Here is a 15,068-nt window from a genome sequence, read left to right on the forward strand (position 1 = left end):
CCTCCGGAGGCCTACTCGCCGCGCCAGGGGTCTCCGGGCGTGGTGGCCTTGAGCAGCTCCCAGGCCGCCATCACGTCGATGACCCGCTCCAGCTCATTGGGCAGGGAGCGGGCGCGCTGGGATTTGAGATAGTCCTCCGTGAAAGCACGCAGACGCATGCCCAGGAAGAGCCGGGCGAGCGCCACCTCCGTCTGTCCGGAGAAGTCCAGGAAGCGCAGGGCGAACCCGCTGCGGCCCTCCTCCTCCGGGCCGCGCTCCTCGCGGACGATCTCCGCGCGAGCCTCCACGGGGGCCGCCCCTTCCTCCAGCGCGAAGCGCGTGCGCACCACCGTGCCCATGGGCAGGAAGAAGGTGCTCGCCAGGAACGCGCCGCTGACGCTCACGTTGATGGACATCAGGTTGGCGGAGAAGCGCCGGCCCCCTGCCCCATCATCCACCCAGAGGTCGAAGTGCGTGGCCAGCTGTGCGCGCGGGAAGTGCCGGTGCTCCGGCTCCCCCTGATTCATCTCAATGCGCGGGGCCACGCCCGGCAACGGCGCGGCGCGCGGGACGCCCACCGGAGGCACGAACGGGCGGGGGGCCTCCACGCCCTCCGGCCCACGAACGCCCGTGCCGGCCTTCACCCCAGTCGCGCCCTTCCTCTGAACCACCATCGGAGCCTCCGGCCGTCAGAACATGTGACGGCGCATGCTGATGTTCACCAGCAGCCCGATGCACAACATCACCGACAGCATCGAGGAGCCGCCATAGCTCATGAGGGGCAGCGTGATGCCCGTCACTGGCAACAGGCCAATGACCATGCCGATGTTTTCGAACACCTGCCAGAAAAGTGTGGCCACCACCCCCACCGCGACGAACGCTCCAAAACGGTCTCGCGCGTTGAAGCCCACGCCCAGTCCGAGAATGAAGATGCCACCGTAGAGCAGGAGCAATAGGAGACAGGAGAAGAAGCCGTGCTCCTCGGCCCACACGGAAAAGATGAAGTCCGTGTGCTGTTCCGGCAGGAAGCGCAGACCTGTCTGGGTTCCCTCACGCCAGCCCTTGCCGGTGAGCCCTCCGCTGCCCACGGCGATCTTCGACTGGGCGGCGTGGTAGCCGCTGCCGCGGAGATCCGCTTCGGGGTCCAACCATCCAGAGATGCGCTGGCTCTGGTGCTTCTTGAGGAAGTGGCGCACGACGGTGGAGCGCGGCTCGGGCATCTCCCGCACGTAGTCGTTCCAGATGATGAGACCGCCCACCAGCACCCCGGCCACCAGCACCCCGGCCAGCTGCCAGCGCACCTTGCCGAAGAGGATGACGGTGCCGGCGGACAGGAAGATCATCAGCGCGGTGCCCAGGTCCGGCTGCACCAGCACCAGGAGGAAGGGCACCATCACCACCAGCACCGGCTTCCACAGCCGGACCAGCCCATAGGACGGTTGGTTGGGCTGGAAGTCGTCGTGGTAGACCTTGGCGAGCATCAGGACGACGCCAATCTTCATGAACTCCGCGGGCTGCAGGCGGAACGGGCCGATGACGAACCAGCTCTCCGCGCCCTTCGCCGTGTGCCCCACCAGCCGCAAGGCCAGCAGCGCCAGGATGTTGAGCACGTAGACGGGGAAGGCCATCCGCTGGATCCACCGGTAGTCCACCAGGCAGACCATCAGCACCGCGCCCAGGCCCACGGCCAGGTAGAGCGCCTGGCTGGTCCACACCGGCGCCATGGGGGGCCGGGACGCGGACGCCAGGTTCCAGATGCCCAGCGCGCACACGCCCAGCACGCACACGATGAGCCCCCACGGCACGTGGGGCATCATCCGGCGCTCAATCCGCAGTTGCACTGTCGTCTCCGGTTTCCGAGGGCGGCTGGATGGGTTCGCCCGGCAGGTTCACCTTGGGCGGAGGCACCACGGCGCGCGTGAGCGCGGCCTGGTCCAGGCTGGGCTCGGGCGGCAGTGACGGGGTGTAGGGCTGGTTGGCGCGGGGCGGCGGGGACGTGGCGTCCTGCGCCTTCAGCTCGAAGTACTTCTTCATCACCGCCAGCGCCGTGGGGGCCGCGTCCACGCCGCCGTGGCCGCCGTGCTCGTTGAGCACCACCACCGCCAGCTCCGGCTTGTCCGCGGGCGCGAACCCGGCGAACCACGCATGGTCGCGCTCGAAGTAGCTCATCTGGTTCGTCTTCAGCCGCACCGTGCCGATGCGCGCCACCTGCGCGGTGCCCGTCTTCGCCGCCACCAGCATGTCCGGGGGCAGGCCCGACTTGAGCTTGGCGCGGTACGCGGTGCCGCCGGGCTCCTGCGCGACCGCCTCCAGCCCCTCCACGATGGCCTTCAGGTGCGCGGGGTTGATCTCCACCTTGGACACCACCTCCGGCTTGAACTCCTCCATCACCTGCCCATCCAGGTTCTCCAGCCGCTGCACCAGCTGCGGCTTGTAGAGCGTCCCGCCGTTGGCGACGGCCGCGTACACCAGCGCCATCTGCAGGGGCGTCGCGTTGTCGTCGCCCTGCCCGATGGCGCTGTTGAGCGCCATGCCCTTGGTGTATCCGCCAGGAGAGGCTTTGTCGTGGTACGCGCTGGACGGCATGATGCCCGGCACCTCCGCCACCACCGAGATGCCGGTGGGGCGGCCCAGGCCCAGCGACTTGCCCATCTCCGCGATGGGGTCCAGGCCGATGGTGTCCGCCACCTTGTAGAACCACGAATCACACGACGCCTTCATCGCGCCCCGGCCGTCCAGGGGACCGTGGCCGCTGTCCTTGTGGCAACGCCAGACACGCGCGCCCAGCCGGTAGCCGCCGGAGCAGTTCACCACCGTCTCGGGGCGGAACAGGCCGGACTTGAAGGCAGCCAGCTGGGTGATGACCTTGAAGGTGGAGCCGGGGCTGTAGTGCTCGGCCGCCACGCGGTTGATCATCGGGTGGAGGGGGTCCCGGGCCAGCGTGGACATCTGCGCGGGCGTCACACGGCCGGTGAGCAGGTTGGGGTCGAAGCCGGGCCGGGACACCAGCGCCTTGATGAAGCCGGTGTTCACGTCGATGGCCACCACCGCGCCCGTGACGCCCGGGAACGCGCGCTCCGCCTCCTCCTGCAAGCGCATGTCGAGGGAGAGCACCAGGTTGCTGCCAGCCGTGGGAGGAATGACCGCGTTCTCCCCCAGCTTGTCGTTGAGCTCTTCAATCGTCTGGCCGCGCGCGTTCACCACTTCCTTGCGCACGCCGTCCTGGCCGCGCAGCTTGGATTCGAAGTAGCGCTCCAGGCCGCGCCGGCCGATGTAGTCGCCCAGCGCGTACTTCGCGCCGTCCCCATTGAGGCGCTCCAGCTCCTCCATGGTGATTTCATTCATGTAGCCCAGCACGTGCGACAGCACCGTGTCCGCGCGGTAGTTGCGGTGCGGCACGGGCACCACCTCCACGCCGTCCAGGATGTCGCGCCGGGCGTTGAGCCGGTCGTACTCGTCGCGGGTCAGGTCCACGCGCACCGGGACCGGCTGGAAGGGCGCGTTGCGGCGGCTGGCGCGCACCAGGTCCTCAATCTTCTTGCGCTGCTCGGGGTCCCACTGGAGCAGCTCCCCCAGGCGGGGAATCACCTGATCGAAGCAGTCCGTGCAGAAGGCGGGCGTGACGAAGGCGTCGAAGGAGGGGCGGCTGTCCACCAGGATGGTGCCGCGCGCGTCCTTGATGACGCCCCGGTCCGCGCGCAGGCGCACCTCCTTCACGAAGTTCGCCACGCTCTTGGCGGCGTACTCCTCGTGGCGGATGAGCTGGAGCCGGTACAGCTGGATGGCCAGCGCCACCATGCCCAGCGACATGGCCAGGCCCAGCCACAGGAAGCGGCGCTTGAGGTCCCGGCCCGGGGTGGTGTTGCCAATGGTCGGAGGCGTCAACGGAGCAACCCCGCCGGACGCTCCTGCGCGACCTCGAAGCGCTTGAACAGCGGGAAGAGCACCAGCGCCGCCGCGCCCGTGAGGGCCAGCTGCACCGGCATGCCGGAGAGCAGCGGCGCGGTGGAGCCCTCCTTCACCGTGAGCCAGGTGAAGAACGTGGACAGCAGGCCGTGCCCCAGGTCCGCGCCCATGGCGAACAGCGCGAAGGCCACCGGGCCGCGCACGTCCACGAAGGACGCCACCAGCCGGCCCACCAGGAAGGTGAACACCGCCAGGAACGTGAACAGGCCGGTGGGCTGGCCGCTCATCAGGTCCAGCAGATAGCCCACCGCGAAGGCGGAACAGGCGCCCTCCGTGAGGCTTGCCCGGAGCGCGAGGAAGGCCACCAGCACCACCGTGACGTCCACGCGCCCCAGCACCAGCCCCACCTGCTGGACGAACACCGACTCCAGCGTGAGCAACACCAGCGCCAGGATGACTGTCACCAGGAACTTCATTTCTGCGCGCCTTCCGCCGAGGCCCCGCCGGAGGCCATCGCACTGTAGGGGCTGCCCACGACGAGCACCTCCTCCAACCGGCTGGTGTCCACCGCCGGCTGGATGTCCGCGCCCTGGAACATGCCGTGCTCCTTCTTCTCCAGCTGCGTCACCCGCCCCACGACCAGCCCCGGCGGATAGATGCCGTCCGTGCCGGAGGTGATGATGAGGTCGCCGTCCTCCACGTCCTCCGTGCGCAGCATGTTCTCCAGGTTCAGGGGGCCGTTGCCCGCGCCCGCCGCGGTGCCGCGCGCCCGCGAGCGCTGCACCCGCACCGCCACCCGGCTCTGCGGATCCGTCACCAGCGCCACGTCCGCGTACCCGCCCGTGGAGCGGATGACCTGCCCGACGATGCCGTCCGGCGTCACCACCGACATACCCCGGAACACCCCGTCCTTCTCCCCGCTGCTGATCCGCACCGACAGGAGCTTGGCCACCGGGTTCACGCCCACCACCCGCGCCGGGATCTCCGCGCCCGGGGAGGCCTCCGCGTACGCCAGCAGCTTGCGCAGGCGCCCGTTCTCCGAGCGCGTCTCCCCCAGGGCCTGCACCGTCGCCCGGAGCTGCAGGTTCTCCAGCCGCAGCGCGTCATTGTCCTGACGGACGCCGCGCAGGTCCAGGTAGTTGCGCACCGCGGCCACGGCGCCATCGATGCCGGCGGTGAGCCCCTGCTGCACGGGGGCCGTGAGGGCGATGACGCCCCGGTCGACGAAGTTCGGATCGCGCCCTCGCCGGCCGCCCAGCAGGAAGGCACCCAGGGGGTACAAGAGGAGGGCGGTCACGAGGAGGAAGCGGCGGTACCGCTTGAGGAGAGACAGCACGGACGGGGGCTTTCCCGGGGTGGGCGAGGACGGCGGTTGAAGGGGGGAAGGGGCGGGCTAAGCTCTCTGAATCGCTTGCATTTTCCGGTCTGTTGTCCTAGGCAGTCAAGGCCCGGATGAGGGGGTGTTGACACTGATGCATCCCCACCGGCCGGGCTACCAACAACACGGCGCCGCGAGACCTTCCGCAAGGTGAATCGCGGGCGCTTCCGACCGTGAAGTGACCACAATGGACGGTTTGAATCCCCGGAAGGTCTTCTCCCTCCTGTTCATCATCGGCATCGCCGTGGTGTTCACGCTCCAGTTCGGCCCGGGCAGCAACGGGTTCGGCTCTGGCGGTGGTGGCCAGGCGCCCGGCACCGGCGCGGCGGCGACCGTGAACGGGAAGGAGATCCCCCTGCGCGACTTCAGCATGGCCTGGTCGCGGCAGATGAACTTCCTGCGCTCGCAGGGCAACCCCATCCCGGAGTCGGTGGCCCGCCAGTTCGGCCTGGACAAGCAGGTGCTCGACCGCCTGGTGAACGCGGAGCTGCTCGCCCAGTCGGCGGAGCGCCACGGCATCACGCCGTCGGATGAGGAGCTGCGCAAGCTCATCCACGAGAACACGGACTTCCACTCCAAGGAGGGGGCGTTCGACTTCGCCCGCTACCAGCAGGTGCTGCGCGACTTCTACCGCCGCACGCCGCAGGAGTACGAGCAGGAGCTGCGGCGCCAGATGGCCGCCCAGAAGATGCTGGACGTGGTGCGCACGGGGGCGGTGGTGTCGGACGACGAGGTCCGCGCCCGCTACGAGAAGGAAGGCAACCAGGCGAAGCTGGTGTTCGCCCGCTTCCTGCCCACGATGTACGCGGACAAGGTCCCGGCGCCCACGGCCGCGCAGCTGGCGGCGTTCCAGAAGGCGCACGAGAAGGAGATCGCCGACTATTACGCGGCGAACAGCTTCGTCTACAACGTGCCGGAGCGGATCCGCGCCCGGCAGATTCTCGTGCAGGTGGCCCCGGACGCGACGGCCGAGCAGAAGGCCCAGGCGAAGGCGAAGGCCGAGGCGCTGCGCAAGGAGCTGGAGGGCGGCAAGGACTTCGCCACGCTGGCGAAGGCGAGCAGCGACGACACCGCCACCAAGGCCAAGGGCGGCGAGCTGGGCTGGGTGGAGCGCACCACGTGGGATCCGGCGCTGGCCAACGCGGCGTTCGCGCTCAAGGCCGGGGAAGTGACGCAGCCGGTGGAGTCCCCGCTGGGCCTGCACCTGGTGAAGGTGGAGGAGAAGAAGGACGCCCAGAACAAGAAGCTGGAGGATGTGAAGGGCGAGATCGCCACCACCCTCTACAAGCAGGACCAGGCGAAGGGCCTGGCGAAGGCGGAGGCCGCCAAGGCGCTGGCGGCGGCCAAGGCTGGCAAGTCGCTGAAGGAGCAGTTCCCGGTGGCCCCCGGCCAGCAGCCGGCGCTGCTGCGCTTCGAGGCGGAGACGAAGCCGGAGGCGGTGGAGACGGACAGCTTCACCGCGGCGGGTGACTCCGTGCCGCACCTGGGCCCGGCGCCGGAGCTGGTGAAGGCCACCTTCGGAGCCTCCGGCCCGGTGGTGCTGGACGAGGTCTTCACCGTGGGCGAGGCGAACGTCGTCGCGCAGGTGGTGGAGCGCGAGAAGCCGGACACCGCGGGCTTCGACAAGCGCAAGGAGGAGCTGCGCAGCCAGGCGCGTCAGGCCAAGCAGATCGAGCTGACGGAGTCCTTCCTCAAGTCGCTCAAGAAGACCGGCAACGTCGTCACCAACACCGAGGCCATCGACTCGGTGCTGGGCTCCGCGGGGTAGTCAGCCTTCGGAGCGGGCGTAGGGGACCTCTCGCGGGGTCCCCTCCCCCGTGGGGGCTTCGGCCACGGCGATCCGGTCGCGCCCCCGGCCCTTGGCCGCGTACATGGCGAAGTCCGCCGCGCGGATGAGGTCCACGGACGTCGTGGCGTGCCCCGGGAAGGACGCCACCCCGACGCTCGCGGTGAGCGCCACGTCCAGCCCCTGCTCGCGCAGGAAGCGCTGGCCGCGGAACGCCTCGCAGATGCGCTGGGCGATGACCTGGGCACCCTCGGTGTCCGTTTCAATCAGCATCACCGCGAACTCGTCGCCGCCGTAGCGGAAGACGGCGTCCAGGTTGTGGCGCCCCAGGCTGATGAGCAGGTCGCCCACCTCCTTGAGCGTCGCGCTGCCCACCAGGTGCCCGTGCCGGTCGTTGATGGACTTGAAGTGGTCCAGGTCCAGGAACACGAGCGACAGCGGGTGCCGGAAGCGCGCCGAGCGCTTCACCTCCTGCTCCAGCTGCGCGCGCAGGTGCCGCGCGTTGAAGCAGCCGGTGTGCTCGTCGGTGATGGTGAGCTCCTGCACGCGGCGGAAGTTGCGCGCGTTCTCGATGGCGATGGCCGCGTAGTCCGCGATGGCCGTGAGGGTGGTGAGGTCCTCGGGCGTGAAGGTGGGCTCGGTGGGGCCGTTGACCAGCTCAATCACCCCCAGGACGCGCTCGCGCGCCACCAGGGGGACGGCGAGCAGTGAGCGGGTGTGGAAGGCGGAGGCCTCGTCGAAGCGGGGCGCGAAGCTGGGGTCGCCGCCCACGTCGTGGACGAGCCGCGCGGTGCCGGAGGCGAACACCGCCCCGGCGATGCCCTCCCCCGGGTTGAGCTGGAGGGCCTTGAGCGCCTCGGCGCCCTCGCCCACGGCGATCTCGAAGTAGAGCTTTCCGCTGCGCTCATCCTGCAGGATGAGCGACCAGTTGCGCGGCTTGAGCAGCGCGCTGACCTTCTGCATCACGAGCGCGAGCACTTCGCGCAGCTCCAGCGTGGAGGTCAGCGCCTTGGCCATCTCGTTGTAGGCGGCCAGCTGCTCCACTGTCCGCTTCATGGCCGACAGGAGGTCCGCGGGGTTCATCGAGGTGCCCTCTGGAGCGCAAGTCTGCTAAGGCCCGCGAGCGCGTCAAACCCGCACTCGCCCATGGATCCAACCGCTCACTTCGTTCTCGCCTCCGCCTCGCCCCGGCGCAAGGATTTATTGGCCCAACTGGGCCTGCGTTTCACCGTGGCGGCCGCGGATATCGATGAAACGCCGTTCGCCGGAGAAATTGCGCGGAACTACGTCCACCGACTGGCCGTGGAGAAGGCCCGCACGGTGGCCACCCGACACCCGGACGCCTGGGTGCTGGCCGCGGACACCACGGTGGCCCTGGGGTCGGAGCTGCTGGGCAAGCCCCAGGACGCGGCCGAGGCGCGAAGGATGCTCGCCCTGCTGTCCGGACAGGCGCACGAGGTCTTCACCGGCATCGCGGTCGCGGGCCGGGCCCAGGCCTCCCAGGTCGTGCGCACGCAGGTGACGTTCCGCGCGCTCTCCCCGGAGGAGATCGCCTGGTACGCGGACACCGGCGAGCCCCTGGACAAGGCGGGCGCCTACGCCATCCAGGGCAAGGGCGGCTTCCTGGTGGCGGGCATCGACGGCAGTCCCTCGAACGTGGTGGGCCTGCCGCTGGCCGAGACGCTGGCCCTGCTCGCCCAGGTGGGGATGCCGCTGCCCTGGAGCGGGGGCACGCGGTGAACCCCTCCGTGGCGGACCAGCTGGCGCGGGTGCGTGAGCGCGTGGCGAAGGCCTGCGCGAGCGCGGGGCGGCCGGAGTCGTCGGTGACGCTGGTGGCGGTGTCCAAGCTCAAGCCCGCGGCGCTCATCCGCGAGGCGTACGCCGCGGGGCAGCGCGACTTCGGGGAGAACTACGCCCAGGAGCTGCGCGACAAGGCCGTGGAGCTGGCGGACCTGGACGGCCTGCGCTGGCACGCCATTGGCGCTCTGCAGACGAACAAGGTGAAGTACGTGGCCCGCGTCGCGCACGCCTTCCACGCGCTGGAGCGGCTGGACGTCGCCACCGAGCTGTCGAAGCGGCGCGCGGGGATGGCCCCCCTGCCCTGCTACGTGGAGCTGAACCTGGGCGGCGAGGACACCAAGCACGGCCTCGCGCCGGAGGCGCTGCCCGGATTCCTCGCCCAGGTGCGCGCGCTGCCGAACCTCCAGCTGGTGGGCCTGATGGCGCTGCCACCGCCGACGGATGACGTGGCGAGGATGCGCGAGGGCTTCGCCCGCCTGCGTGAGCTTGCCCGGACGCACGCGCTGAGCGCGCTCTCCATGGGCACCACGCACGACTTCGAGCAGGCCATCCTGGAGGGTGCCACCGTCGTGCGCGTGGGGACCGCCATCTTCGGCGATCGCGCGTGAACGGCAATCCGCCGGGGGCTCACAGCTCCCGGAATCGGATCCGCCCCTCCTGGTTGACGCTGACCCGGTACTCGCAACCACAGTAGTTGCAGCGCAGCTCGTCCCCGTCGGTGAACGTGTCATCCACGGGGTTGTTGGCGTTGCACCCGGGGCAGTCGAACTCCTTGAACACGCGGGTGCCGCTCGCCGCGCCGGCATCCTTCGCGAAGTCGTCGTCGTCGAATTGGAAGTCGTTGGACATGGACGCGACGCTAGCACCGGAGAGGCGCCCGGGTGTGCCCTGGCAGGGCATGCGGGCGGGCGCGGCCGACTGTCCTCCATTTGTCAGCGGAGGGTGCTCCCGGGTACCCCTGCGTGCCTGTCCCGCGCGGCGGAGCACGGACGCGCCTGGAGGGCCGGCGGCCGTACGACTTTGAATGCCGGTGCCCGGCGGTCCGTCCCGGAAATGTCCGGTGGTGGGGGCGGTTGCGCAGCGCGGTTGGATTGGGCGGACCGGCCACCTAACTTGCAGCCAAGGGAGCACACCCGATGCGCAGTCTGTCCAGGTGGGGGTTCACGGCGGCGATGGTGGGACTCATGGGGTCCGCCCTGGCGCATGCCCAGGAGCCCTCCGGCGCGGCCTTCGCCCCGGGTGAGCAGGCCCAGTACCGGGTGCGCTACCTGGGGCTGACGGCGGGCACCGCGACGGTGACCGTGGGCGCGCCCATGATGCAGTGGGGTCAGAGCGTGTGGCCCATCGTGTCGCTGGCGAAGTCCGACGACATGGTCGGCGTCTACCCCATCAAGAGCCGCTTCGTGACGTACTGGGACGCGGGCGCCCAGCGGGTGACGGGCAGCGACCTGCATTCGGAGGAGAACCGCAAGCGCCGCCGCCAGCGCATCCAGCTCACGGCGGACGGCCGGAGCGCCAAGGTCATCAAGCAGAAGGAGAGCGACGCGCCGCGCGAGTCGGACCACGCGCTCCCCGAGGGCACGCTCGATGTCGCGGGCGCGACGTTCATGCTGCGCGGACAGGAGCTGGTGGTGGGCCGCAGCTATGCGTACCCGGTGTTCACCGGCAGCAAGCAGTTCACCATGCGCGCCACCGTGGAGGGCCGGGAGACGCTGACCACTCCTGCGGGCGCGCGCGACACGTTCCGCGTGCGCGTTCACACTGAATTCGAGGGCAGCCTGGCCTCCAACCGCGACATGGTCGCGTACCTCAGCGCGGACAAGCACCACGTCCCGGTTCGCATCGAAGCGGACCTCGCGCTGGGCACGGTGGTGGCGGAGCTGACGGACTACAAGCCGGGCCGCGTGGTGACGGTGGCCCGGGCGGACAACACGGACGACTGAAGCGTCGTCCTCCCATCAGGGAAGGCAGGGGGCATGGGCGTGGGATGGGCATGGGCAGTGGCGGCGGTGCTTTCCGCCGCGCCGGGTGGTGTGCAGGTGGTGTCTCCGTTGGTGAAGGTGCGGCCGGACGCGACGCCGAAGGGCGCGAAGGAGGCCCACCTCAGCGCGGCGAAGGGCGAGTGCGAGGGCACGCAGCTGGTGCTTCCGCACGGCGTGACGCGGGTGACGCTGGAGCCCCGGGTCCTCAAGGGGCCGGGCAGGCCGCTCACCGTGGACGCGTGGCGGGAGGCCTACCTGGACGTGAAGACGCCGTCCAACGGCGAGGGCCAGAAGGGCCCCTGGCCCGACGCGCTCGTGCCCCTGTCCGCGCCCGCCAATCCCAAGCTCCCCACCGTCCTCTACGTGGAGGTGTGCGTTCCCCGGAACCAGGCCGCCGGCACCTACCGCGGCAGCCTGAGCGCGAAGGCGGACGGCAAGGAGCTGCCGGCGGTGCCCTTCACCGTGGAGGTGCAGCCGTTCGAGATTCCGGCGACGTCCTCGCTGCCCAACAGCTTCGGCATCTCTCTCTACAGCATCGCGAAGGGGCACGGCATCGCCGCCGACTCACCGGAGGCGAAGGCGCTGCTGCGCGCGTACGGCAAGGCCTTGCTGGAGCACCGCGTGAGCGCGCACGGCATGGGCATGGACCCGCCTCCGGTGAAGTTCCAGGACGGCCGCGCGGTGCTGGACTGGAAGGCGTACGACGCGGAGATGGCGCCCTTCCTGGATGGCAGCCTGCTGCCCTCCGGCGCGCGCTTCACGACGAGCGACGTGCGCGACAACAAGAAGGCCCTCACGGACGCGGAGAAGTCCGCGTACTACCGCGCCTTCCAGCAGCACTTCGAGGACAAGGGCTGGAAGGCGCAGCTCTTCTTCTACGCCAAGGACGAGCCCAAGCCCGAGGACGTGCCGCTCGTGAGGGCACAGTCCAAGCGCGTGCGCGAAGCGGAGGCCCACATCCCCGTGCTCGTCACCACGCCGCTGGACGCGGCGCTCCAGGGTTCGGCGGACATCCTCGCGCCCACGCTCAACTGCTTCTACCCGCGACCGGGCCCGCAGACGTGCCGGACGGTGGCGAACACCGCGACCGTGCGCTCACGCCTGGCCCCGCGCACGAAGGTGTGGTGGTACCAGAGCTGCAACTCGCATGGCTGCACGGGCGGCCCCCCCGAGGACAAGGCGCAGGACACCGCGTACAGCGGCTGGGCCTCATACATGGTGGACCACCCCGCCCCGCTCAACCGGGCCATGGGCGTGCTGGCCTACTCCAGCGGCGTGGACGGCGAGCTCTATTACGACACCGTCTTCGCCTACAACACGAAGAAGGATGTCTGGACGGACGTCTTCGAGTTCGGCGGCAACGGGGACGGCACGCTCTTCTACCCGGGCACTCCCGCGAAGCTGGGCGGCGTGGAGCACCAGCCGGTGGTGACGCTGCGGCTCAAACAGATCCGCGACGGCCTGGAGGACTACGAATACCTGCACCTGCTGGCGGCGCTGGGGGACAGCGGTTTCGCGCGGTCCGCGGCGAAGCGGCTGGCCCGGTCCGGCTATGAAATCACCCGGGACCCAGCGGAGTGGGAAGCCGTGCGCCAGGAGGTGACCGAGCGCATCGTGAAGCGATGGTCGGCTGAACAAGCGAAGCGCTCCGGACGTCGGACTTCCGGGGGTACCCCGTAGTCACTCCCCCCTGGGAGGAAGCAGAATGAGCTCCATGCGCACCCTCGTCGCGGCCTGTCTCGCGTTCAGCGCCGTCAGCGCCACCCCGGGTCAGGCCCAGCAGGCCCAGCCCTTCACCCTCCCCTCCGCCCTGCGCCCAGGCGCGGGCGCCGTGGAGGCCAACCCCGACGCGGGGAGCTCCTCCAACCCGGAGTCGAACACCGGGGACGCGGCGTCGGCCGCGTCCGCCAACGAGCCCGTCGTCGCGGTGCAGCCCTGTGAGCGGGGCCTGCCCGCGCTGCGCACGCCGCTGGCCTTCAAGCCTGGAGAGCTGCTCGAGTTCGACCTGGACGCCATGGGCGCCAAGGCGGGCAAGCTCACCATGCGCGTGCAGCGGCCCGTGAGCGGCACGCTGCCGGTGCTGGTGGAGGCGCAGACCAACACGCTCTTCTCCAAGGTGCGCCGGGTGCGCGGCAGCGCGACCAGCTACCTGCACCCCAAGACGCTGCGCCCGTCGCGCTACGCCGAGGAGGCGGTGGAGAACGAGCAGCGCCGCAAGGTGGACGTCGTCTTCGGCGCGCAGGACAAGAGCGTCAAGGTGGACTACCAGGTCAGCGACAAGCCCCGCGGCCACTACGACTACACGTTCGACAAGGACGGCCTGGACGTCGCCGGCGCCATCTACCTCATCCGCCAGCTCCCCCTGAAGAAGGACCTGCCCGTGTGCTTCGACGTGTACGGCATCCGCCGCATGTGGCGGATGACGGCCACCGTGGTGGAGCGCGAGCACGTGTCCCTGCCCCTGGGCGAGTTCGACGCGTGGCACCTGGCCGGCACCGCCGTGCGCCTGGACCGGCCGTCGCAGACGCGCGACGTGCACGTGTGGATCACCGACGACGACCGCCGCCTGCCCCTGGCCGCCGTGGGCGCCATCGATCTGGGCGCGGTGCGCCTCACCCTCTCCGGTGTGAAACGCCCCGGAGAAAAACCCCTGGAGAGCCAGGGCAAGGAAGATCTCAAGTGGTGACGCGGGGTTGAAGCCCCACCCCCCAGCCCGCCTCCTCCGGGAGCGCGGGCTTTTCCTTGCCATCCAAATGAGAGTGGTTTGCAAAGTCAAAACCCCGGGCGTAGGGTGCGCGCCGCTCGATGCGTCCCCAACTCCTGAGTCCTCTCCTGACGTTGCTGTGTGCCCCCCTGTTCCTGCTGCCGCTGGTGGCCCGCGCGGAGGCCCCGCGAAGGGCCGACGAGAATCGCGGACGCCGGACGCGCTTCCTCGATGACGGCCGAGTCGGGGAGGACGAGAAGACGGACACCGTCCTCACGGTGGGCAGCAAGCCGAAGCTCGACCTGGACATCAATGCCTACGCGGACCTCCAGTTCGCGTACTTCAACTACGGGGAGAACCAGAACCGGGCGAACGGGTCCCAGAAGGACTCGCGGCTGGCGTTCGACACGACGCGCCTGTCGCTGGAGCTGGAGGCGGGGCTCCCGGAGTACGGCCTCGAGGCCGAGTTCGAGGTGGAGTTCGAACACGGCGGCACCGGCGCGGCGATGGAGCTCGAGTACGAGGAGTTCGGCGAGTTCGACACCGACGTGGAGAAGGCCGGCGAAGCGATGGTGGAGGAGCTGTACCTGACGAAGAAGCTGGGCCGACAGGTGGAGGTGTCGGTGGGCCGCTTCTACGTCGCGGTGGGCACGCTCTTCTCGGACTACCGCCCCACGGACTACCTGGGCACCACCCGCTCCGAGGCGGAGACGCGGATCATCCCCAACACGTGGAACGACATGGGGATGCAGGTGCGGTGGGACATCCCCTGGGGTGTGCGGCTCACCGGGCAGGTGGTGAACGGGCTGGACTCCACGGGGTTCAATTCGCAGACGTGGGTGGCCACGGGCCTGCAGAAGCGCTTCGAGTTGGTGCGCGCCTCCGACCTGGCGGCGGTGCTGCGCGCGGACGTGCGGCGCTTCGAGGGGTTCACCTTCGGCGTGTCCGCCTACTACGGCGGCACCACGCGCAACCGGCCGAAGCCGGACCTGCTCAAGCAGTGTGATGACGCGAACCCCAACGTGGTGGCGCCGTGCGGGTACGTGAACGCGCCGCTGTTCATCGCGGACGCGCACCTGTCGGTGAAGCGGGGCCGCTGGCGGGCGCACGCGATGGTGATGTACGGCCACCTGGGCAACGCCGCGGCGGTGTCCGCGCGCAACGCGCGCCTGTCCAACCTGCTCAACGTGCTGCGCACGCCGGTGTCCGACAACGCGCTCTCCGCCTGGGGCGAGCTGGGCTACGACATCGCGCCCTCGCTGGGACTCAACGGGAACCACCGGCTGGAGCCGTACGTCCGCGTGGACTTCATGGACTCCCAGTTCAAGCCCCGCGCGGACCTCTTCGACAACCCTCGCTTCGAGCGCACCGTCTACACGGTGGGCGCCAGCTACACGCTCGCGGGGCTCGCCGTCCTCAAGCTGGATTTCGGACACCGGCGCATGGGCAGCTCGGCCTTCCGCCCGGAGAACACGCTCCGGATGTCGACGGGCTTCGTCTACTGATTCGTCACTCCCGACTGTCTGAAACGCA

Annotated in this window: 14 protein-coding genes; 7 read left to right on the top strand and 7 right to left on the bottom strand. The window is 69.8% G+C overall.

Annotated features, from left to right (window positions below):
* Positions 1-11: 11 nt before the first annotated feature.
* The 5 genes from FOF48_RS14730 to mreC are packed head-to-tail and all read right to left on the bottom strand — an operon-like array spanning position 12 to position 5,221.
* On the bottom strand, positions 12-653 hold the full coding sequence (locus FOF48_RS14730) for a PilZ domain-containing protein (RefSeq protein ID WP_143901945.1): 642 nt from the start codon (positions 651-653) through the stop codon (positions 12-14).
* A 15-nt stretch (positions 654-668) separates the two neighbouring features.
* Complete coding sequence (gene rodA, locus FOF48_RS14735) at positions 669-1,796, bottom strand: rod shape-determining protein RodA (protein ID WP_186001924.1); 1,128 nt, start codon at positions 1,794-1,796, stop codon at positions 669-671.
* 7 nt (positions 1,797-1,803) lie between these two features.
* Positions 1,804-3,864, bottom strand: coding sequence for a penicillin-binding protein 2 (gene mrdA / locus FOF48_RS14740; protein ID WP_143901949.1), 2,061 nt, complete (start codon positions 3,862-3,864; stop codon positions 1,804-1,806).
* On the bottom strand, positions 3,861-4,361 hold the full coding sequence (locus tag FOF48_RS14745; RefSeq protein WP_143901951.1) for a hypothetical protein: 501 nt from the start codon (positions 4,359-4,361) through the stop codon (positions 3,861-3,863). Before FOF48_RS14745 ends, mrdA begins: the two co-directional genes overlap by 4 nt.
* The gene (gene mreC / locus FOF48_RS14750; RefSeq protein WP_143901953.1) at positions 4,358-5,221 is read right to left on the bottom strand and encodes a rod shape-determining protein MreC; all 864 of its coding nucleotides are present in this window, start codon (positions 5,219-5,221) and stop codon (positions 4,358-4,360) included. The genes FOF48_RS14745 and mreC overlap by 4 nt, the downstream gene beginning before the upstream one ends.
* A 229-nt stretch (positions 5,222-5,450) precedes the next feature.
* Here mreC and FOF48_RS14755 point away from each other — a divergent pair, with 229 nt between their 5' ends.
* A complete protein-coding gene (locus FOF48_RS14755; protein ID WP_143901955.1) occupies positions 5,451-7,031 on the top strand; it encodes a peptidylprolyl isomerase in 1,581 nt (526 codons plus the stop codon).
* On the opposite strand, the gene FOF48_RS14760 is transcribed toward FOF48_RS14755, so the two are convergent.
* A complete protein-coding gene (locus FOF48_RS14760) occupies positions 7,032-8,132 on the bottom strand; it encodes a sensor domain-containing diguanylate cyclase (protein ID WP_143901957.1) in 1,101 nt (366 codons plus the stop codon).
* 63 nt (positions 8,133-8,195) lie between these two features.
* Between FOF48_RS14760 and FOF48_RS14765 the strand changes: the two genes are divergently transcribed.
* Both FOF48_RS14765 and FOF48_RS14770 read left to right on the top strand, forming a co-directional pair.
* Positions 8,196-8,789, top strand: a complete 594-nt coding sequence (locus FOF48_RS14765) for a nucleoside triphosphate pyrophosphatase (protein ID WP_143901959.1) — start codon at positions 8,196-8,198, stop codon at positions 8,787-8,789.
* Positions 8,786-9,457: a YggS family pyridoxal phosphate-dependent enzyme gene (locus FOF48_RS14770; RefSeq protein WP_143901962.1), complete on the top strand. Its 672-nt coding sequence runs from the start codon at positions 8,786-8,788 to the stop codon at positions 9,455-9,457. Before FOF48_RS14765 ends, FOF48_RS14770 begins: the two co-directional genes overlap by 4 nt.
* A gap of 19 nt (positions 9,458-9,476) precedes the next feature.
* On the opposite strand, the gene FOF48_RS14775 is transcribed toward FOF48_RS14770, so the two are convergent.
* Complete coding sequence (locus tag FOF48_RS14775; RefSeq protein WP_143901964.1) at positions 9,477-9,698, bottom strand: hypothetical protein; 222 nt, start codon at positions 9,696-9,698, stop codon at positions 9,477-9,479.
* Between the two features lie 287 nt (positions 9,699-9,985).
* On the opposite strand from FOF48_RS14775, the gene FOF48_RS14780 reads away from it, so the two are divergent.
* The 4 genes from FOF48_RS14780 (at position 9,986) to FOF48_RS14795 (ending at position 15,040) form a co-directional block, all read left to right on the top strand.
* Positions 9,986-10,792: a DUF3108 domain-containing protein gene (locus FOF48_RS14780; RefSeq protein WP_143901966.1), complete on the top strand. Its 807-nt coding sequence runs from the start codon at positions 9,986-9,988 to the stop codon at positions 10,790-10,792.
* Positions 10,793-10,849: 57 nt separating this feature from the next.
* Positions 10,850-12,511, top strand: a complete 1,662-nt coding sequence (locus FOF48_RS14785) for a DUF4091 domain-containing protein (RefSeq protein WP_304503214.1) — start codon at positions 10,850-10,852, stop codon at positions 12,509-12,511.
* A gap of 25 nt (positions 12,512-12,536) precedes the next feature.
* Complete coding sequence (locus FOF48_RS14790) at positions 12,537-13,517, top strand: DUF3108 domain-containing protein (protein WP_143901970.1); 981 nt, start codon at positions 12,537-12,539, stop codon at positions 13,515-13,517.
* Positions 13,518-13,636: 119 nt separating this feature from the next.
* Entirely contained in the window at positions 13,637-15,040 is a 1,404-nt protein-coding gene (locus FOF48_RS14795; protein ID WP_235685671.1) for a hypothetical protein, read from the top strand.
* Positions 15,041-15,068: the final 28 nt, after the last annotated feature.

It is taken from the genome of Corallococcus sp. Z5C101001, assembly GCF_007352635.1.
GTDB classification, from domain to species: Bacteria; Myxococcota; Myxococcia; order Myxococcales; family Myxococcaceae; genus Corallococcus; species Corallococcus silvisoli.

What these genes read in the sequence shown, in the direction of transcription:
- FOF48_RS14765 (WP_143901959.1), top strand. Translation starts at nt 8,196, where the DNA reads ATGGATCCAACCGCTCACTTCGTTCTCGCCTCCGCCTCGCCCCGGCGC.
- FOF48_RS14730 (WP_143901945.1), bottom strand. Translation starts at nt 653, where the DNA reads ATGGTGGTTCAGAGGAAGGGCGCGACTGGGGTGAAGGCCGGCACGGGC.
- FOF48_RS14795 (WP_235685671.1), top strand. Translation starts at nt 13,637, where the DNA reads ATGCGTCCCCAACTCCTGAGTCCTCTCCTGACGTTGCTGTGTGCCCCC.
- FOF48_RS14745 (WP_143901951.1), bottom strand. Translation starts at nt 4,361, where the DNA reads ATGAAGTTCCTGGTGACAGTCATCCTGGCGCTGGTGTTGCTCACGCTG.
- rodA (WP_186001924.1), bottom strand. Translation starts at nt 1,796, where the DNA reads ATGATGCCCCACGTGCCGTGGGGGCTCATCGTGTGCGTGCTGGGCGTG.
- FOF48_RS14760 (WP_143901957.1), bottom strand. Translation starts at nt 8,132, where the DNA reads ATGAACCCCGCGGACCTCCTGTCGGCCATGAAGCGGACAGTGGAGCAG.
- FOF48_RS14775 (WP_143901964.1), bottom strand. Translation starts at nt 9,698, where the DNA reads ATGTCCAACGACTTCCAATTCGACGACGACGACTTCGCGAAGGATGCC.
- FOF48_RS14780 (WP_143901966.1), top strand. Translation starts at nt 9,986, where the DNA reads ATGCGCAGTCTGTCCAGGTGGGGGTTCACGGCGGCGATGGTGGGACTC.
- FOF48_RS14790 (WP_143901970.1), top strand. Translation starts at nt 12,537, where the DNA reads ATGAGCTCCATGCGCACCCTCGTCGCGGCCTGTCTCGCGTTCAGCGCC.
- FOF48_RS14755 (WP_143901955.1), top strand. Translation starts at nt 5,451, where the DNA reads ATGGACGGTTTGAATCCCCGGAAGGTCTTCTCCCTCCTGTTCATCATC.